General features: G+C 68.4%; 18 protein-coding genes and 1 tRNA gene. 6 read left to right on the top strand and 13 right to left on the bottom strand.

Annotated elements, in window-relative coordinates; translation table 11 throughout:
- Positions 1 to 67 precede the first annotated feature (67 nt).
- A tRNA-Leu gene (locus GUY37_RS18730) sits at positions 68 to 151 on the top strand.
- A gap of 526 nt (positions 152 to 677) precedes the next feature.
- Here GUY37_RS18730 and GUY37_RS19300 read toward each other — a convergent pair.
- From GUY37_RS19300 to GUY37_RS18685, 9 genes are all read right to left on the bottom strand, one after another.
- Entirely contained in the window at positions 678 to 2,084 is a 1,407-nt protein-coding gene (locus tag GUY37_RS19300; RefSeq protein ID WP_228278255.1) for a hydroxymethylglutaryl-CoA synthase, read from the bottom strand.
- On the bottom strand, positions 2,081 to 3,184 hold the full coding sequence (locus GUY37_RS18720) for a hydroxymethylglutaryl-CoA reductase (RefSeq protein ID WP_166828927.1): 1,104 nt from the start codon (positions 3,182 to 3,184) through the stop codon (positions 2,081 to 2,083). The genes GUY37_RS19300 and GUY37_RS18720 overlap by 4 nt, the downstream gene beginning before the upstream one ends.
- Positions 3,181 to 4,323, bottom strand: coding sequence for a type 2 isopentenyl-diphosphate Delta-isomerase (gene fni, locus GUY37_RS18715; protein WP_166828924.1), 1,143 nt, complete (start codon positions 4,321 to 4,323; stop codon positions 3,181 to 3,183). The genes GUY37_RS18720 and fni overlap by 4 nt, the downstream gene beginning before the upstream one ends.
- Positions 4,313 to 5,404 (bottom strand): phosphomevalonate kinase, encoded by a 1,092-nt coding sequence (locus tag GUY37_RS18710; protein WP_166828921.1) that lies wholly within the window; start codon positions 5,402 to 5,404, stop codon positions 4,313 to 4,315. Before GUY37_RS18710 ends, fni begins: the two co-directional genes overlap by 11 nt.
- Positions 5,401 to 6,417: a diphosphomevalonate decarboxylase gene (gene mvaD / locus GUY37_RS18705; protein WP_166828919.1), complete on the bottom strand. Its 1,017-nt coding sequence runs from the start codon at positions 6,415 to 6,417 to the stop codon at positions 5,401 to 5,403. Before mvaD ends, GUY37_RS18710 begins: the two co-directional genes overlap by 4 nt.
- Entirely contained in the window at positions 6,414 to 7,385 is a 972-nt protein-coding gene (gene mvk, locus GUY37_RS18700; RefSeq protein ID WP_166828916.1) for a mevalonate kinase, read from the bottom strand. The genes mvaD and mvk overlap by 4 nt, the downstream gene beginning before the upstream one ends.
- An 84-nt stretch (positions 7,386 to 7,469) precedes the next feature.
- Positions 7,470 to 8,786, bottom strand: a complete 1,317-nt coding sequence (locus GUY37_RS18695) for an RNA polymerase sigma factor (protein ID WP_166828914.1) — start codon at positions 8,784 to 8,786, stop codon at positions 7,470 to 7,472.
- A 10-nt stretch (positions 8,787 to 8,796) separates the two neighbouring features.
- Positions 8,797 to 9,231, bottom strand: coding sequence for a YciI family protein (locus tag GUY37_RS18690; RefSeq protein WP_166828911.1), 435 nt, complete (start codon positions 9,229 to 9,231; stop codon positions 8,797 to 8,799).
- A gap of 140 nt (positions 9,232 to 9,371) precedes the next feature.
- On the bottom strand, positions 9,372 to 10,745 hold the full coding sequence (locus GUY37_RS18685; protein ID WP_166828908.1) for an FAD-binding oxidoreductase: 1,374 nt from the start codon (positions 10,743 to 10,745) through the stop codon (positions 9,372 to 9,374).
- Between the two features lie 174 nt (positions 10,746 to 10,919).
- On the opposite strand from GUY37_RS18685, the gene GUY37_RS18680 reads away from it, so the two are divergent.
- The 4 genes from GUY37_RS18680 (at position 10,920) to GUY37_RS18665 (ending at position 15,207) form a co-directional block, all read left to right on the top strand.
- Positions 10,920 to 12,776 carry a bifunctional 3'-5' exonuclease/DNA polymerase gene (locus GUY37_RS18680; protein WP_166828906.1) on the top strand — a complete coding sequence of 619 codons (1,857 nt, stop codon included), beginning with the start codon at positions 10,920 to 10,922 and terminating at the stop codon, positions 12,774 to 12,776.
- A gap of 136 nt (positions 12,777 to 12,912) precedes the next feature.
- Positions 12,913 to 13,989: an NAD(P)-dependent alcohol dehydrogenase gene (locus GUY37_RS18675; protein WP_166828903.1), complete on the top strand. Its 1,077-nt coding sequence runs from the start codon at positions 12,913 to 12,915 to the stop codon at positions 13,987 to 13,989.
- 201 nt (positions 13,990 to 14,190) lie between these two features.
- Complete coding sequence (locus GUY37_RS18670; protein ID WP_228278254.1) at positions 14,191 to 14,658, top strand: VanZ family protein; 468 nt, start codon at positions 14,191 to 14,193, stop codon at positions 14,656 to 14,658.
- Between the two features lie 75 nt (positions 14,659 to 14,733).
- Positions 14,734 to 15,207: a VanZ family protein gene (locus GUY37_RS18665; RefSeq protein ID WP_166828901.1), complete on the top strand. Its 474-nt coding sequence runs from the start codon at positions 14,734 to 14,736 to the stop codon at positions 15,205 to 15,207.
- An 80-nt stretch (positions 15,208 to 15,287) separates the two neighbouring features.
- Here GUY37_RS18665 and GUY37_RS18660 read toward each other — a convergent pair whose 3' ends face one another.
- The 4 genes from GUY37_RS18660 to GUY37_RS18645 are packed head-to-tail and all read right to left on the bottom strand — an operon-like array spanning position 15,288 to position 17,869.
- Positions 15,288 to 15,719 carry a YdeI/OmpD-associated family protein gene (locus GUY37_RS18660; protein ID WP_166828898.1) on the bottom strand — a complete coding sequence of 144 codons (432 nt, stop codon included), beginning with the start codon at positions 15,717 to 15,719 and terminating at the stop codon, positions 15,288 to 15,290.
- Between the two features lie 45 nt (positions 15,720 to 15,764).
- Positions 15,765 to 16,736: a methyltransferase family protein gene (locus GUY37_RS18655; RefSeq protein WP_166828896.1), complete on the bottom strand. Its 972-nt coding sequence runs from the start codon at positions 16,734 to 16,736 to the stop codon at positions 15,765 to 15,767.
- Positions 16,733 to 17,644: a PhzF family phenazine biosynthesis protein gene (locus GUY37_RS18650; RefSeq protein WP_208094724.1), complete on the bottom strand. Its 912-nt coding sequence runs from the start codon at positions 17,642 to 17,644 to the stop codon at positions 16,733 to 16,735. The genes GUY37_RS18655 and GUY37_RS18650 overlap by 4 nt, the downstream gene beginning before the upstream one ends.
- A gap of 57 nt (positions 17,645 to 17,701) precedes the next feature.
- Positions 17,702 to 17,869, bottom strand: a complete 168-nt coding sequence (locus GUY37_RS18645; protein WP_166828891.1) for a hypothetical protein — start codon at positions 17,867 to 17,869, stop codon at positions 17,702 to 17,704.
- On the opposite strand from GUY37_RS18645, the gene GUY37_RS18640 reads away from it, so the two are divergent.
- Positions 17,868 to 18,974 (top strand): Gfo/Idh/MocA family protein, encoded by a 1,107-nt coding sequence (locus GUY37_RS18640; protein ID WP_228278253.1) that lies wholly within the window; start codon positions 17,868 to 17,870, stop codon positions 18,972 to 18,974. The two genes, GUY37_RS18645 and GUY37_RS18640, sit on opposite strands and share 2 nt — an antisense overlap.
- Positions 18,975 to 19,032 lie beyond the last annotated feature (58 nt).

Below are 19,032 nucleotides of genomic sequence, written 5' to 3'. Positions count from 1 at the left end.
TTTGGGCTGTTTCACCTCCCTCGGTTTTATGTTTCGCCGTCTCCGATGCTAGAGTTTTACCTTGTTCGCGCGAGTGGCGGAATTGGTAGACGCGCTGGCTTCAGGTGCCAGTGGCCGCAAGGTCGTGGGGGTTCAAGTCCCCCCTCGCGCACAGCGAATGAGAAGCCCCTCACCGGGACCTGCAGAAGGTCCGGTGAGGGGCTTCTTCGTGCCCGCAGGAAAGCGGAAGTCGCCCGCAGGCCGCGAAAAGCCCCGTCTGAGGTGGATAGCCCAGGTTCAAATGTGGGCTATTCACCTCGGACTGGGCTGAATGCGGTGAAGGTGCGGGGCGTGAAGCGCATCTGCCAGTCCGCAGGCCACGGCCCCAGTCCCGCGTCCACAGTCAGCAGCCCGCACCCTGCAGTCCGCAGTTCGAAGGTCGCACTTCGCAAAATGGTACTGGTTGCTCTCAACTGCCCACAGAAGAAAGTGAGCAGCTGAGAGAAACCAGCACCATTTCCGGCGTCGGGCCGGAGTCAGACCAGGGTGAGGCCCGCGTCAGACCAGGGTGAGGCCAGAGTGAGGCGCGCGTCGGGCCAGCGCGCCAGACCAGGGTGAGCGCGTGAGGCGGGCGTCAGACCAGGGTCAGGCCGGCGTCGGGCCGGCGACAGGCGAGTGTCAGGCGCCGGGGAGCAGGCTCAGGCGCGTTCGTAGACGCGGGCACGGCCCTTGATGCCGGCGAATCGGAACGGTCCCGTAGTCACCTTCGGAGTCGAGACGTCCTCGGCGCTGGGAAGCTCGGCAGAGTGCAGCGCACGATAGGCATCTATGGACAGCGGCACCCGAGCATCGAGGGCGGCGGTCACGGCCCGCCGGCGCGAGTGCCGCTCGTAGCCGGGGACGACGCGAGCGGTCAAGAACTCTCCGACGCTGCCCGATCCGTAGCTGAACAGCCCGATGCGCTTGCTCGCGAGATCCTCATCGTGGTCGAGCAGAGAACACAGTCCCGCGTAGAGCGAGGCCGTGTACGAATTGCCGAGGCGGCGGTTGTACAGAGTGCTCGTGGCCAGCCCGGTATCTCGCGGGACAGTGGGACCCGAATCCGAGGCGGCGGAGGCGGCCGTGGCGGGAGCAGCCTCGGCGGAGGCGACCGTGGCGGGACCGGCCGAGGCGGAGGCGGAAGGCACGACACCGGCCGCGGCCGCACCGTCAGCGGCGGCGCCGGAGGGTACAGCACCGCCAGCGTCTGAACCTGCGGAAGTCGTCCCCGCGCCGGAACCGGCGATCCCGGCTCCGGTGACGATCTCCGTATCGAGATCCTCACCGGTGAGTCCGGCGAGGTGGACCTGCGCCTTCTTCGCCATCTTCGTGAACGGCTGGTGGTAGAGCACGCGGTCGATCTCGGCCATCGTCGGTCCGCCCTGCGCGGCCAGATCGGTCCATGCCCCGGTGAGCGCATCGAGGTACGCCGTCACCGACAGGGCACCATCGACGATCGCGGTCGTCGAATCGTTCGGGCGCCAGAAGTCATTGACATCGGCCGAGTTCAGGCCCGAGACCGGTTCGATCTCCAGCAGCTTCGGATCCGCAGAGACGAGCATCGCCACGGCGCCGGCGCCCTGAGTGGGCTCACCGGCGGTGTCGAGCTCATAGCGGGCGACATCCGAAGCGATGACGAGCACGCGCTGTTCGGGCGAACGCGTGACGATGCCGACGGCGGCCTGCAGGGCGGCGGTCGCCGAATAGCAGGCCTCTTTGACCTCGACGATGCGCATCTGCGACGGCAGGTCGAGCAGAGAGTGCACCGCCATGCCCGCTGCCTTCGACTGGTCCGTGCCCGACTCCGTGGCGAACAGCATCGTCCGGATGCCCTCGGTGCCGCTGCGCTCGATGATGCGCGCGACGGCCGCGGCGGCCATGGTGACGACGTCCTCATCGGGAGCCGGGAAGCTGAACTCGTCCTGGCCGAGGCCGAGGCGGAACTTGGCCGGATCGGTTTCGTTCGCCCGGGCGAAGTCGTCGAGTCGGACGACATGATGGCTCGTGGCCAGTTCGATGTCGTCGATGCCGATCGGTGCAGTGCCCGCAGCAGTGTCTGAAGTCATGCGGCCTCGCCGTCCTCTCGCTGAGCCTCGGAACCGAGTTCCGCCTCAGCCTTGCGTTCCATCTGCCGGTGGGTGTCCATGAGCTCCCCCGGATTGGTCTGGGCGGCGAGCAGGGAGAGCTCACCGCAGAGCACCGTCGCGGCCATGAGCGCGGCCAGTCGACGCGAATTCGCTCCCGGTTCACGATCCTCACGGCACCCGAGGCGTGTCAGAGCATCATCGACATGCGGCAGATCCTTGCCGTTGCCCACGGTGCCCACGATGAGGTGCGGCAGCGTCGTCGAGAAGTACAGTCCCTCGGCCCGGTTCTCCGCATAGGTGATGCCCTGCGAACCTTCGACGATGTTCGCCGCATCCTGACCGGTGGCCAGGTAGAAGGCGAGCAGCATATTCGCATAGTGGGCGTTCGCCGAGCGCAGGGCACCGGCGATCGTCGATCCGACGAGGTTCTTGCGCACGACGAGTTCGACCATCTTCTCCGCGCTCGTGCGCAGGCGACGCTGAACGACCTCATGAGGCACGACGATCTCGGCGACGACATTGCGACCGCGTCCGAGGACACCGTTGACCGCGGTGGCCTTCTTGTCCGAGCAGTAGTTGCCGGACACCGAGCCGTAGCCGATGCCCAGCTGCCAGGACAGGATGGTGTCCATGAGCGAATCCGAGGCCTGGGTGACCATATTGTGGCCGGAGGCGTCGTTGGTGCGGAAGGCGAAGCGCACGAAGAGCAGGTTCCCGACGATCTCGGGGTGGATCTCGATGAGTCGGCAGTGGCTGCTGCCGGCTTCGACCACGGCCTCGAGTTCGGGCAGCCGGTGACGGATGGCCTGCGCGGCCGCCTCGGCGCCGATCGCGGATTCGGCCACGAACAGCACGGACCGGGTCATCCGCTCGTCGACGATGACGGTGCGGATCCCGCCCTCGATCTCACGCGAGATCGACGCCCCGCGTCCGACGGAGGGCCACAGCGGGGTCTCGTACGTTGCCAGGGGCACGGCCACCTCGGTGTGGGTGCCGTTCGGAGCCAGCGCTTCGCCGCTGACCCGCAGGGGACCGACCCACGTGGTGGGGATCCCGGTGATCGTGGTCTGCTGATTCACAGCTGATTCCTCCTCGAATGGACGTCAGTTCGGTGCGAGAGCGCGGTGACGTCGATACCGCGCAGACGGGCGAACTCGCCGAGGCGGCCCCGCGTGAGCAGGTCCGTGCCCGTGAGATCCGTGGATCGCTGCGCCCCGAGCAGCGCGAACAGAGCCGAGGTCTGAGTCTGCCAGGTGCGCACGAGTTCGACCAGTCCCCCCGGTCCGTGGTCGAGCACGGTCTGCAGGAAGGTGCCGGCGACGCCGACGGCACGGGCACCGCAGGCCAGTGCTTTCACGACATCATAGGGGCTGCGCACCCCGCCGGAGGCCAGCAGCACACGCTTCGAGACACCGTCGACCATCGTCGGCTCGGTGGTCCACTCGGGTGGGGCGTCGAGCAGACAGGCCAGGGCCGACTGACCGAAACCGGTGAGCATGGAGAAGTCATCGGCCCCTGCACGGTCGTTCTCGATACGGAGGAAATCCGTGCCTCCGGCCCCGGAGACATCGGCGAACTGCAGGCCGATGCCAGCCAGCAGCTTCAGGGTGCGGCGGCTGAGGCCGAATCCGACCTCCTTGGCGACGACGGGCACGGGGCAGGCGGCGACGATGTCCTCGAGGCCGCTCAGCCAGGTGGAGAAGTCGCGGGTGCCTTCGGGCATCGCGGTCTCCTGCACGGGGTTGATGTGCAGTTGGAGGGCATCGGCACCCAGCAGGTCGACGGCACGGCGGGCATCCTCGGCGCTGCGGCCGGCACCGAGGTTGCCCATGACGAAGCCGTCCGGGTTCTCCTCGCGGATGACGGTGAAGCCCTTTGCGGCCTCGGCGTCGTCGAGCGCCACGCTCATCGACCCGCAGGCCATGGGCAGACCGGTCTCGGCCGCGGCGATGGCGAGATCCCGGTTGATCTTCGCCGTGGTCTCCGTGCCGCCGGTCATGCCGTTGACGTAGAAGGGAGTCGGCCACGTCCAGTCGCCGAGATCGACGGACAGGTCGACGCGGTCGGGGCTCGTTCCCGACAGGGCATGGTGGACGAATTCGAGGTCGTCGAAGTCGGTGCGGCGGGGGCCTTCGGTCTGCTGCGCCGAGGCGAGGCGAACGTGGTCGTCTTTGCGTGAGGCCCGTGAGGCCTTGGTTTCAGGGGACTCAGAACTCATCGATCTCGCCTTCCTCTCGGTGGATGTCGAGGTCCAGTGGTCGGATGCCGGCGGCTTCCCAGCCGCTGAGAATGGTCTGCGCTTCCGTGTGGGAGTGGGCGAGTGCGATTCCGCAGTCGCCGCCGCCGGCACCCGAAGGCTTCGCGGCGGCACCGTGGGCTTCGGCGATCTCGCACAGATCGTGCAGGGCTACGGTCTCGATGAGGCTGCCCGTGGAGTCGCTCAGCCGCTGCAGCAGTGCGCGCACGGAGCGGATCGTGGTCAGACTGGCCTCGGCATCGTCGGCATCGAAGGCCGCCACGAGATCGTCGACGAGGGTGTGGGACTCGGCGGCGAAGGACTTCAGCGGGCGAGGCCTCTGCGGTGCCGGGGTGTGGACGCGTTTGACGAGGTGTTCGGTCGAGGCCGGAGACCCGGTCCAGCCGACGAGGAGGTCGAGCGAGTTCGGCGGGGTGATCCGCCGGGCCGAGGAGCCGGCCCATTCTGCGCAGCTCATCGCGGAGACGACTCCGTGGGCTTCGCGATGGGCGTGCAGGGCGGCACGGTCGGGAGAGGAGTAGCGGATCCAACCGCCGAACGTGCTGGCGGCAAGGTCCCCGCCTGAGGCCTTCGTGGAGATCGCGATGGTCGCCAGGAGAGCGAGCTTGAAGCGTTCGGTCGGGGTGAGGCCGAGGCGATAGAACTCATCGAGAGCGGCGATCGTCGCCACGGTGACAGCGGCCGAGGAGCCGAGGCCGAACTTCCGGCCGTCGGCGTCATTGAGTTCGCTGGAGATCTCGAGATCGAAGTAGCGGGGGCTGGCACCGCGGCCGGAGCGCAGCTCCTCGACGGTGGAGATCGCCGAGAGCACGTAGTCGAAGGGACGCTCATCGACGATGATGTGCTCGCCATCGTCCTCGCGCCGCCACACGACGGGAACCTGACCGTATTCGCTCGAATGGATGCGGCCGGCGCCCTGGCTCTCGGTCAGGCGCACGCTGATGCATCGATCGACGGCGATGAGCACGGCGGGCTGTCCGGGCTCGACGACGGCGTACTCGCCGGCGATGAAGAGTTTGCCGGGCGCCCGGGTCACGATCATGCCCGGCTGCCTTCACCCGCAGCCGGGGTCGTTCCGTCGGCGGGTGGGACTGCGTCGGCGGCGGTGAGCAGGTGGGCTCCCGGACCGGGACCGACGACGCGGACGTCGCCGAATCCGGAGAGCCTCTCCGCCAGCGCCTCGGCCTCATGGGGACGGACGATGACGGCGACGTTCGGGCCGGCGTCGGCGGTCGAATAGGCTTCGATCCCGTTCTCGCGGGCTTCGGCCACGGCGTCGAAGATCGCGTGGCTGGTCGGGTTGAGGAACCGGATCGGCGGAACGGTGGACTGGATGAGTCCGTGCATGCGCAGGGCGTGGGATTCCGTGATCTCACCGATGCGGGTGAAGTCCCCGGCGGCGCAGGCCGCGACCATCTGCGTCAGGTAGTCCTCGGTCGAGGACACCCAACCGGAGTAGAAGGGTGAGGTGGCGGCGGTCAGGCGCATCGCTTCGCGGGAGGACACGGCCTTCCTGGCCCGGTCGACGGTGACGATGATCATCCGCATGTCCGGGGCGGGAACGGTTTCGGCGAAGGAGGAGTCATCGTCGCCGGCATGCCAGACGGCGATGCCGTGAGGAATCGAGCGGCAGGCCGAACCCGAACCGCGGCGGGCCAGACGGCTGAGTTCTGAGGGTTCGAGGTCGAGGTCGAAGGCCGCGGCGGCGGCTGTGGCCAGTGCTGCGAACCCCGACGCCGAGGAGGCCAGACCGGCACCCGTGGGCACGGAGTTGCGGGACCGGACGAGGACGCGGTCGTCCCGTCCGGCGAGTTCGCGGACGTGGTCGAGGAAGACGGAGATGCGCGAGGTCTGCCCGACGTCGGCGAGTGCGTCGTCGAGTTCGAGGACGTCGGAGGAGGCGTCCGGGGCGGGCACCACGGTGGTCGTGGTCTCGAAGTGGTCGAGGGTCAGTGACAGGCTGCCCGCAGCGGGCAGGATGAGTTCCTCATCGGCCTTGCCCCAGTATTTGACCAGGGCGATGTTCGGGTAGGCCCGCGCCGTCGTCGTTCTCATGTCGGTCTGACCTCCGTCGTCCAGGTGCGCGGCGCTCCCGCCCTGCGCAGCGCATCCGCCAGCTCCTCGGCCTCGTCGTCCCCATCGGCCAGGGCCAGAACGCAGCCGCCGAGGCCGCCGCCGGTGAGTTTGGCTCCGCGGGCTCCGGCCGTGGTGGCGGCGCTGACGAGGGAGTCCAGGGTCGGGGTCGACACGCCGAGGCCGCAAAGCAGTTCGTGGGCTTCGAGCATGCGGTGGCCGATCGTGGCCCGATCACCGGAGCGGATGTCGTCCACGGCGGCGTCGCTGAGCTCGGCCAGACGGTCGATCATTCCGCCGATGCGCAGGGGATCGGCGTCACGGCGGGCACGGACTCCTCCGACCGCCTCGGCGGTTGACCCGTGATGTCCGGAGTCCGCGAGGACGAAGACGAGGCGCTGACCGACGTCGATGGTCTCGGCGCACCCGGTCTGGAAGCGGATCGGTGCGGGCTTCGCCACGGCCCAGGCGTCGATGCCGCTGGGCCGGCCGTGGGCGACGGTCTCGGCCGCCTGCACGATCTCGTGGAGGGTGTCCTCGTCGAACACGGTGGAGTGGAGATTCGCGACGGCGCGGGCCACGGAGGTGGCCACGGCGGCACTCGAACCCAATCCGCGGCTGTGGGGGATCGCGGAACGGATGAGCAGCTCCACCTCGGCGGCGGGATCACCTGCGGCATCGAGAGCCGCCGTCAGACCGGCGACGACGGGTCCCATCGGCTCCGGAGCCGTCTGCGCGTTTCCGGAGAACAGCTGGCTCTCGATCCGGGTCTCCTGGTTCGGGGACCGGCGGATGTCGGCCTGCACGCCGAGCCCGTGCAGCGGCACGGCGACGGCCGGAGAGCCGTAGACGACCGCGTGTTCGCCGAACAGGATCGCCTTGGCATGAGCGAAGCCCTGGGAGGTGCCCGCCGAGGCCGGTGTCGGTTCGGTCAGAGAGGAATTGTGCATGCAGGAGGATTTCGGGATGTGTGGATTGATGTCACCATCATATGCCGTACCCCCGCCCATCCCGAAGACGAGGTGACCTCCGTCTCAGGTGGGCCCGGCGAGGTGGGCGCGCTCTGCGGGGTCGGTGGTGAGGTCGAGGGCACGGCGGCGGGCCGCGTCCGCCTCATCGCTGCGGCCGAGGCGGGAAAGCAGGTGAGCCCGCAGCACCCAGGCCGGTTGGAAGGCGGCCAGACGTGGCGAGTCGGCATCGAGCGCGTCGAGTGCCTCCAGTTCCGCCTCGGGCCCCTCGACCTCGGCGAGGACGGCGGCCCGGGAGACCGATCCGCCGAGGCTCGGCGCGATTCGATCGAGGTCGTCGTGGAGGCGCAGCAGCATCGGCCAATCCGTGGATCCGGTGCGGATTCCGGCCATGTGGAGCAGCTGAATCGCGGCTTCGAGGCCGAAGCGCCCCACCTGCCCGCAGCGGTGGACCCAGGCGAGGTGGCTCTCGCCGGCGTCGCTCAGCGCGCGGTCCCAGAGGTCGGGGCCCTGGTCGGCAAGGGGTACGAATTCCCCGGTCCGACCTCGACGAGCGGGGAATCGGGCGGCGGAGAGGTGGATGAGGGCGGCCAGTCCGTGGGATTCGCCGTCACCCGGGCAGAGTTCGGCCACGAGGTGGGACAGATACAGGGCCTCGCCGATCATGCCCTCCCGTGGCTGCGCGGCCGCTTGGGACCATTCGATGGCGAAGGCCCCGTAGATCGTTTCGTGGACATCGGGCAGACGGGACTCGAGGTCGAGCCGGTCGGGGCTGCCGAAGGCGACGCCGAGACCGGCGACGCGCTTCTTCGCCCTGGTCAGGCGGGCGGAGACGGTGGCGGCGGGCAGGGTCATGGCCGCGGCGACCTGCTTCGCTGTCATCCCCATCACCGCCGAGAGCATGAGCAGCGGCCGGGCGGGAGGATCGATGTCCGGGTGGGCGCAGGCGGCGAGGAGTTCGAGGCGGCGGTCGGGCAGAGCCTCGGGGTCGTGATGGGCGGGGTCGGAACCGAAACCGGGACCGGTGCCGAGAACGGAGCCCGGACTGGAGCCGGGGCTGGAACCATAATCAGTGCCGGAGCGGCTCTCGATCCGGTCGATCGTCTCCTCATCGAGGGCCGTCGAGGTCCGTGCCGCCGCCGATTTCCACATGTCCCGGCGGGCATTGAGCGCCACGCGGTAGAGCCAGCCCTCGGGGTTGGAAGGCGGACCGTGGACCCGCCACGCGGTGACGGCACGTTCGAGCGCGGTGGACAGGGCATCCTCGGCGCCGGAGAGATCACCGTCGGCGGCCGCGATGAGCGCGATGATCCTGCCCCAGCCGTCCCGGGACAGGATCATCGCGCGATCGGCAGGATCGGCCTGCTCTGCGGATTCGGTCATCGGCGAGCGATCAGGAGGAACGATCCGGGCGGGACGGGCAGTCGCCGGATCGGGTCGGACCGTCACCCGGTCGGGTCCAGGCACCGTCGACGAACGAGGTCGCCGCGGGTCGGACCTCGATGGTGCCGTAGCTCGTGCCGGGGAACTTCTCGGCCCAGGCCAGGGCTGCCTCGATGTCGGGAACGTCGATGACGACGACCCCGGCCAGGGCCTCCTTCGCCGCTGCGAAGGGCCCATCCTCGATGACGACCTCTCCGGTCCGCCGGGTCACGGTCTTCGTTTCGGTGTGGGGTGCGAGCATCTCCCAGGCGACGAAGACTCCGGCCGAGGTCAGCGCCTGGCCGAAGTCGTCCATGAGGCGCATCATCTCCTGGAAGTCCTCTTCGGTGGGGGCGGGGCCGTCGGCTCCGGGCTCGGGTGCGTGGAAGATCAGTGAGCAGCGCATGGTTCGCTCCGTTCTGTGTGCGGCGGCCGGATTTCGGTCGCTCACAGAGAAGACGATCGAATCATCGGCGATTCGACACCGTGCTCAGAATTCTTCCACGGAATCCCTTTCGCGGCCTCAGCCCGACCCGCCGCACCCCCTCACACGAGCCCGGTGTAGACCGATCCCGGGTTGAAGATGTTGTCCGGATCGAGGGCCTGCTTGATCCGATGGTTGAGCTCCATGACGTCCTCGCCGAGGTAGGGCGCGAGCCATGGGGCCTTGAGCCGGCCGACGCCGTGCTCACCGGTGATCGTCCCGCCGAGCCCGGTGGCTAGATCCATGACCTCGCCATAGGCGATCTGCGCTCGCCTCTGCTGCTCCTCATCCTTGGGATCGAGGACGAGCAGCGGGTGGGTGTTGCCGTCGCCGGCGTGGGCGATGACGGCGATCGTCACGTCGCGCTCGGCCGCGATCCTCTCGATGCCGAGCACCAGATCGCCGAGCTTCGGCAGCGGAACGCCGACGTCCTCGAGCAGCAGCGCGCCCTTCTTCTCCACTGCCGGGATCGCTATCCGGCGGGCCGTGACGAAGGCTTCGCTCTCCTCGGGGTCGGTGGTGAGATAGCACTCGGAGGCGGCGTTGGCATTGCAGATCTCTTCGATGATCGCCGCCTGCGCTGCGCAGTGCTCCCCGGGCTCGTCGGACTGGACGACGAGCATGCCTTCGGCCTCACGATCGAGGCCCATCTTCAGCTCGTCCTCGACGGCGTTGATCGACGGCTTGTCCATGAACTCGAGCATGGAGGGGCGCATTGCCCGGGCGATGTCGAGCACGGCCTGCGTGGCGTCGGCGAGCTTGCCGAACATCGCGACGACGGTCGTCGGAGGCAGCTGGGCGGGGATGAGACGCAGGGTCACCTCGGTGATGACGCCCAGCGTCCCCTCCGAGCCGACGAACAGCTTCGTCAGGGGCAGACCGGCGACGTCCTTGAGCCGGGGTCCTCCGAGCTTCACGGCCCGACCGTCGGAGAGGACGACGGTCATGCCGAGGACATAGTCCGTGGTCACACCGTATTTCACGCAGCAGAGACCGCCGGCGTTCGTGGCGATGTTGCCGCCGATGGAGCAGAACTCGAATGACGACGGGTCCGGCGGATACCACAGGCCGTGCTCGGCCGCGGCGGCCTTGACCTCGGCGTTGAAGGCACCCGGCTGGACAACGGCCATGCGCGTGACGGGGTCGATGCTGATCTCGCGCATCTGGTCCAGGGAGAGCACGATTCCGCCGTCGACGGCGGAGCTGCCGCCGGACAGGCCGGATCCGGCGCCGCGGGGCACGATCGGGATCTTTGCCTCGGCGGCGATGCGCACCACCGTCTGCACCTCCTCGGTGGTTCTCGCCCGGACCACGGCCAGCGGCACTCCGGCGTCGGGGTCGTTCGCGCGGTCCCAGCGGTAGGCGTCCATCGAATCGGGATCGGTGATGACTGCCGAGTCCGGCAGAGCGGAGGTGAGAGAGGAGACAACGTCCATGTTGCGTATCTGGCCTTTCGAGCGGAGTTCGGCACCCGGAATTCGCTCCCGACGTTACCAGGATCACGTTCGCCGCCGGCGCGCAGGTCAGGGAGTGGACAGGGCAGATTCGGCGGGTGCCGCACGGCTTCGGCGCGGGCCGTGCCGCCGGTCGTCGCGGCGTAGGCTGAGCCCATGACCGACGACCCCGATCAGCCGCCCGCCGCCTGCGTGCTCGGGACGCTGCCCGGCACCGGTTTCGAGGGCCGACGGATCGGCATCGTCGATCTGGATCGCTCGGGTCGGGAGATCAAACGGATCGAACTCGCCGAGGAGGCCCTCCCCGGCTTCGCCCGTGACCGTGAGAACGGGGCCGGGGCAGGCCCGACGGAAACGGGTGGGAGTGGGGGCCGCGCTCCAGCGCCTCCGACGCGGTGGATCTTCAGCGACACCCCGAAGTGGTATCCGCCGCTGTTGGCCGCCGGGGTGAGCCTCGAGCGCTGCCACGATCTGCGATTGACCCATGCGATCCTCGCCCGCTCCGAGCTCGTCACCGACCCGGGTCCGCTGCGTGCCGCCGAGGACTGGGATGAGGTACCCGCGGATGCCGCCGCACCGGAGCAGGCCGCCGCTCTCTTCGACGTCGATGCCGGGCGCGGATTCACCCCGCAGGTCCCGCACGACCTCGCGGCGGCCCTGGTCGAGCACACCAGGCAGACCGCAGCCATCGAGACCGCAAGTGATCCGGGCAGGCTGCGCCTGCTGCTGGCCGCGGAATCGGCGGGAGGGCTCGTCGCCGCAGAGATGCGTGCGGCAGGAGTGCCCTGGGACGAGGCCGAACACGACCGGATACTGACCGAACTGCTCGGCCCCAGGCCGATCCGCGACGGGAAGCCGGCGAAGATGCTGGCCAAGGCCGAGGAGGTCCGCGCCGCGCTCGAGGACCCGCGGGCCAACCTCGACTCGCCGAACCGGCTGCTGTCCTCACTGCGCAACGCCGGGATCAACGTCGCCTCGACCTCGAAATGGGAGCTGGCGGACAGCGACCATCCCGCGATCGCTCCGCTGCTCGAGTACAAGAAGATGGCTCGGCTGCTGTCCGCCAATGGCTGGCACTGGTGTGATGAATGGGTCGAGTCCGGTCGCTACCGGCCGGTCTATGTGCCCGGCGGGGTCGTCACCGGACGGTGGGCGGCCAGCGGGGGAGGGGCCCTGCAGATCCCCCGGCAGCTGCGTCCGGCGCTGCGCGCCGATGAGGGTTGGCGGCTCGTCTCCGCCGATGTCGCCCAGCTCGAACCCCGCGCGCTCGCCGCCATGTCCGGGGATCGGGCGATGGCCGCGGCCGGGTTCGGCAGGGACCTCTACTCCGGGCTCGTCGATGCCGGCGTCGTGGCCACTCGGCAGGAGGCGAAGATCGCCGTCCTCGGTGCGATGTACGGGTCCACGACCGGGGAGGCCGGGGCCTTGGTGCCGCGACTGCGGCAGAACTTCCCCGCTGCGATGAATCTCGTCGATTCCGCCGCCGAGGCGGGACGAGCGGGAGGAGTCGTGTCCACCTGGCTGGGTCGGACGTCCCCACCTCCGGACGAGGGGTGGCAGAGGCTGCAGAAGGCGGCGAACCGCTTCGACGCCACCGGTGCCGATGAGCAGAGGGCCCGGCGGGCGGCCGGCGACCAGGGACGATTCACCCGCAACTTCGTCGTCCAGGGCACCGCGGCCGAATGGGCGCTGGCCTGGCTGGCCGACCTGCGGCTGCGCTTGGCCAGGCTGCCGGAGATCGACGGTGACGATGCGACGGCAGGCGGTACCGATGAGAAGGGCCGGTCCGGCACCCGCCCGGCGGCCGCCTCGGGGCCGGTGTTCTCCCGCCGTGCTCACCTCGTGTTCTTCCTCCATGACGAGGTCATCGTCCATGCCCCGGCCGAACGGGCCGATCAGGCGGCCGAGGAGATCAGGGCGGCGGCCGCCTCGGCGGGCCGTCTGCTGTTCGGGGATGCCCCCGTCGATTTCCCCCTCGATCTGAGCATCGGTCAGCGGGCGGTCAAGGAGTGAGCGCGGACGGGGCAGAGCTGATCCCCGTGCGGCTGAACGGGCTCTGAAAGATAAGCGCAGACGCATGGAATAGACTGCCGGCCGCAGGCGCTGGACGATGTGGCCCAGCAACGGACACGGAATCCAAGGAGATCACATGAGCATCAGCGTCAAGGCACTGCAGAAGACCGGACCGGACCAGCCGTTCCGCGTGGCCGCGATCGAACGCCGGGATCCCCGACCCGATGACGTCGTCATCGACATCAGGGCCGCCGGCATCTGCCACAGCGACATCCACACCATCCGCAACGAATGGGGCGAGGCGCACTTCCCGCTCACCGTCGGCCACGAGATCGCCGGCGTCGTCGAGGCAGTCGGTGAGAACGTCACCGACTGGAAGATCGGCGACCGCGTGGGTGTGGGCTGCATGGTCAACTCCTGCGGAGAATGCGAGGAGTGCCTGGCCGGTCAGGAGCAGAACTGCCTGAACGGCAGCGTCGGCACCTACAACGTCGAAGACGTCGACGGCACGATCACCCAGGGCGGATACGCCCAGAAGGTCGTCGTCAACGAACGCTTCGTCTGCCGGATCCCCGACGCCCTCGACTTCGACGTCGCCGCCCCGCTGCTGTGCGCGGGCATCACCACCTACGCTCCGCTTGCCCGCTGGGGCGCCGGTGAGAAGAGGAACGGCGCGCGTAAGCAGGTCGCCGTGCTCGGGCTCGGCGGGCTCGGCCATATGGGCGTGCAGATCGCCGCGGCCATGGGCGCCGAGGTGACCGTGCTCTCGCGCACATGTAAGAAGGAAGGCGCGGCGCTGGAACTCGGCGCGAAGCGGATGCTCGCCACCACAGAGGACAACTTCTTCTCCGACCACGCCGGCGAATTCGACCTCATCCTCAACACGATCAGCGCCGACATCCCCGTCAACCGCTACCTGCGCCTGCTGAAGCCCCGCGGGGTCATGGCCGTCGTCGGCCTGCCGCCCGAGAAGCAGCAGTTCTCCTTCGGCGCCGTCATCGGCGGAGCCAAGGCGATCGCCGGATCGAACATCGGCGGCATCGCCGAGACCCAGGAGATGCTCGACTTCTGCGCCGAACACGGCATCGCCGCGAAGATCGAGACGATCCCCGTCACCGAGGCGGACGCCGCCTACGACCGAGTCGTGGCCGGAGACGTGCAGTTCCGCGTCGTCATCGACACCGCGAGCTTCGACGACGTCGAAGTGGTCTGAGTCGAGGCCGTCTGAGTCGAGGCCGTCGCCTGAGTCAGCTCCGCCGAAGCTCCGGTGTGAGGCCGCAATCTTCGGGGGTGATTCCCGCAATCCCTGCGGGAATCCCTCGACCCCCATGCCGCAGACGGGCACAATGAGACCGGGCCAAGCGAGTCCGAGCCGAGTCCTCACTGGGAACGGTTCCGAACGATCAGGGGAGCGATGACGGGTGTGAGGCGACGGCTGCGGACGGTGCCCTTGGCGCTGCTCATCCTCTACACGATCTTCATCGGTCTCGTCACGCTCACACCCAACCAGCTCGACACGGGGCCGGGGTCGTTCATCGCAGGGCTGCTCGAATTCCTGGCCTCCCACAGGGTGACCGCATGGATCGACTACGACATCCTCGAGAAGCTCGCGAACGTGGGGATGTTCATCCCCTTCGGTCTGCTCATGGCGCTGCAGTGCGGGCCCAGCCGGTGGTGGATCGGCTGGGTCACGGGGATCGCCTTCACCTGCCTCATCGAGGGCACGCAGGCGACTCTGCTCTCACCAACTCGCTTCGCCACGATCAGTGACCTCGTGACGAACAGCCTCGGCGCGGGGATCGGAGCGGTGGCGGGACTCATCGTCATGACCATCTGGCCGCCGAAGATGGACGGGGTTCCCGTCGACCATGAGGTCCGGTGAATGGGGCAGTTCCCTGATCGGATTCGCACCCGCGGTTGAGGATGTGCCAAGGAATCGGTCGTATGTTGGACGGTGATGACAGATCGTGATCAGCGCACCGTCGGTGCGCCGCTGGCCCTTCTCGTTCTCTACACTCTGTTCATCGCCGCCATCACGCTGACCCCGCAGCAGATGGGCACCGGTCCGGACACGCTCATCGGGCACGCCCTCGACCTCTTCGCCGCTCACCGCGAGACGGCCTGGCTGACCTATGAACGGGTCGAGAAGCTCGGCAATGTGGCGATGTTCATTCCCTTCGGCTTCCTCGCGGCCCTCCACTTCGGGCGCCGACGCTGGTGGCTCGGGTTCGCGTTCGGTGCGAGCTTCAGCGCCGCCATCGAGATCTTCCAAGGCACCGTGCTCACACAGACTCGCTTCGCCACTCTCAGCGACCTCGTCACGAACACGCTCGGCGCCGGAATCGGCGCGCTCCTCGGCCTGTGCTGCATGGCCGTATGGCCGATACGGAGGTCGAGTAGCGAGGCACGCGGGGAGCTCGCGGCCGCCTAGATGGCGTGCCGGCGGCTTCGGGCGGCATGCCGATTCCGGTTCTCCCCCAGCCTTACGGCTCTCAGCTTTCCACCCGCGCCTCAGCCGAGTGAGTCGACGATCTTCTTGATCCGACGATCGCGGGTCTCCTCGGCCTTCGCCGAGGTCACCTGCCGCACATGCTCCTTGCGCTTGGACGGAGCGAGCGCATCGAAAGCGGCGCGGACACCGGCGGCGGCGAGAGCCTCGGCGAGGGAATCGGGAACCGGGGTCTCCCGGTTCGAGGTGTCGTGAGTCAGTGTCACCGCGTGGGTCTCACCGCCGGCGACGCCGATCTCCTCCCGATGTTCCTTGGCCAGCGGGAGCAGGTACTTCCCGCCCATCACCGCGGTCGTCGACGGATAGGAATAGCCTTCGATCGTGACGATGACCGGGACCCGCTTGCCCGCGCCGAAGCCGAGCACGATGTGCTCGGGAACCTCGATGCCGACATTGTTGCCTAGGGCGAGAAGTTCGGTGGTGAACGTGACCATGGGGCCTCCTCGGTGAGTGGTCGTTCTCAGCCGAGCGTAGGCCGGTCAGTCCTCGTCGACAAGGTCGGGAGCGGTTTCGGTGGTCGAGAAACTCGGCCACCAGCAGCGCACCCGCTCGGCGTAGTCGCGGTATTCGTCACCGAAGCGATCACACAGGTCCGCCTCCTCATGGGGGCGGATGAGCCAGTTCCACAGCAGCGAGCCGACGAGCGCGTACACGATCACGAGCCACGAACCGATGAGCAGACCCATCGCCACACCCTGGCCGATGCCGGCGATGGCCATCGGGTTGCGGACGAAGGCGTAGGGTCCGCGGGCGACGAGATGATGGGCCATCTGAGAGGGCAGCGGAGTGCCGGAGCCGAAGTTCGCGATCGCCCGCGCCGACCACACGCCGATGACGCTGGAGAAGGCGAGCAGGGCGAAGCCTAAGACGGCGAGCAGGATCGGGACCTTGTAGGCGAGATTCCAGCGGTCTTCGAAGGCATTGATGATGACCGGGATGATGATGAGGAAGACGCCCCAGAAGACGACGATCTGGATTGTGGTCCGCACCTGCAGGCGGGACCGGATGCGGGTGTGCGAACTGTGGAACGCGAAGGGCCCGACGAGGAGCTTCTCGGACGGGATGCGGCCGAGGATCATGAGCACACCGGCAAGGAGGCTTCCGAGTGCGGCGAGGATCATGAGGACGGCACCGAGCCCCGCCTCGGTGGTGGCGGTGGCATAGATGACCATGCCCAGGGCCACGAGCACGGTCCAGCCGGTGGCGATCCACACGGCCCAGCGGAAGTTCAGCGCGGCCAGAGCCGAGCCGATGACGAAGAGCGGGACGTCGACGATCGCGATGAGCAGCGGATCGATGCCGCCGAGCGTTGCGGCCGCCACGCCGGGAGTCGTCGCGGTACCCAGCCACCACGCCGCTCCGGCGAGGGCCTGGAGGGCGAAGTACATGCGACCGTGGAAGATGCGCAGTCGCTTCTTCGGTCTGTTCACTTCAGTCAGATGTCGATTCATGTGTGCACCGTCCCGCGGATGCAGATGGACGTGGCCCCGCCGACCCAGATCTCGTCGTCCTCGGCCGTGATGGAGACGACTCCGGAACGGCCGAGCGCGGTTCCCTGAGTCGCGGTGTACCTGGTCGGGGCAAGGCCCGCACCGATGAGCCATTGGGCGACGGAGGCGTTGAGGCTGCCGGTCACCGGATCCTCGGCGACGCCGACTCCGGGCACGAAGGCGCGGATCTCGTACTCGTGGTCCGCGCCTTCCGGGTGGGCGCCGAGGACTCCGAGCTTCGCATCGGGAATCTCCGAGAAGTCCGGGTCCAGTGCGAGCACCTGTTCGGCGTCGGCCAGCCGCACCGCCGCCCAGCCCGGACCGTTGTCGGCCCACTGATGACCGAGGATATCGTCGCGTTCAACGCCGAGAGCGGTCGCGATCTCGGCGACATAGGACTCGTCGAGTGCTCCTGTGCGCAGGCGGTCGGGTGCGGCGAAGGCAAGGGTTTCGGAGGAGTCGTCCGTAACCTGGGTGGGGGATTCGGAGGAATCGACGGTTGCCGCGGTCGGGTCGCCTCGGCGAGGGATTCTGCGGATGTCGACGAGGCCGGCACCGCACTCTTGGACGATGCGGTCCTCATGCTTCGCTGCACCGCCGGCGTCGAGCCAGGCTGCAGCCGAACCGAGGGTGGGGTGGCCGGCGAAGGGCAGCTCCCGGTGCGGGGTGAAGATGCGCAGGCGGTAGTCGGCGGCGGGATCCTCGGGTGGGAGGACGAAGGTGGTCTCGGACAGGTTCGTCCAGTTCGCGATGCGGGCCATCTGCGTCTCATCGAGGCCATCGGCATCGACGATGACGGCGACGGGGTTGCCTCGGAAGGGCACGGCAGAGAAGACATCGACCTGGGCGAATCGGCGGTGTTGTGACAATGACACTCCTTCGCAAGATACGGCGCACGCTGCGAGCGGGGATTGCGCGGCCGCTTCTCACAGTGTAAAGGCCCAGGCCGGAGCGTCGGTGGATTGCCTCGCATCGGCCCCGGGTGTCAGCTGCGGGGGTGCGGGGCCCGGCTGTGATGCGTGGGCGGTGCGGCGGGCGCGGCGGGGGTGCGGGTCGGTCGACTCGGTGCGGATGGTGATTGCATAATGAGGCATGCTCTCAGGTGACACTGCACGGGGACGAGATCTCCGCATCGGAATGCTCGGCGGCGGGTTCATGGGCCGTGTCCACAGCCGTGCCGCACGGTCGGCCGGAGCCGTTCTCGACTCGGTCGCATCGTCTCGGCCCGAGAGATCGGTGCAGGCGGCGGCCGAGCTGGGCTTCGAGACCTCCGCCTCCGCCGACGAACTGCTTGGGCGAACTTTCGACGCCATCCATATCTGCACGCCCAATGACCTCCACGCTGCACAGTCCCTGCAGGCGCTGGACACAGGGTCGAACATCATCTGCGAGAAGCCCCTGGCCACGAATTCGACCGACGCGCGTGCCGTGCTCGCCCGAGCCGAAGAAGCGGGGCTGCAGGGGACCGTTCCGTTCGTCTACCGCTACCACCCGATGGTGCGTGAGGCCCGCGCTCGATTTCGCGAGGGTCAGGCAGGGACGCTGCTGACCGTCGATGCAGGCTACCTGCAGGACTGGCTGCTCGGCTCCGGCGATGAGAACTGGCGCGTCGAATCCGAGCGCGGCGGACCCTCGCGGGCATTTGCCGATATCGGCTCCCACCTCGTCGACCTCATCGAATTCATCGTCGGCGACCGGATATCATCCCTGGTGGCGACGACGAGAACCGTCCACCCTCGCCGAGGCGGCACCGCAGTGACCACGGAGGACACCGTGGCCGTCGCCGTCGAGTTCTCCGGCGGCGCGATCGGATCGCTGCTGGTGTCCCAGCTGGCTCCCGGACGGAAGAACGGACTGACCGTGGAGATCGCCGGCACCGAGGCGAGCATGCGGTTCGAGCAGGAACGGCCGGAGCAGCTGTGGGTCGGCAAACGTGCCGACAGCCGCCTCCTCGTCCGCGATCCCGACTCGCTGTCTGCTGACGCCGCCCGCCTGTGCAAGGTTCCGGCCGGTCATCCGCAGGGATATCAGGACGCGTTCAATGCCTTCGTCGCCGACTCCTATGCGCTCTTTGCCGGAGACCGACCCGAAGGTCTGCCGACGCTTCGAGACGGGGTGCGCGCCGTGCTGGTGACGGAGGCCGTGCTGCGATCCGTGAACGAACGATCCTGGGTTGATGTCGAGACGCTGGCTGTCTAGGAGCCCCGACCTCCCGAATCGCTGAGGAGCTCCTGAGGATCCCGCTCAGGGGCGGTTC

Origin of the sequence: Brevibacterium limosum, assembly GCF_011617705.1 — a bacterium.
Lineage (GTDB): Bacteria > Actinomycetota > Actinomycetes > Actinomycetales > Brevibacteriaceae > Brevibacterium > Brevibacterium limosum.
This window is presented reverse-complemented; position numbering and strand designations above follow the sequence as displayed.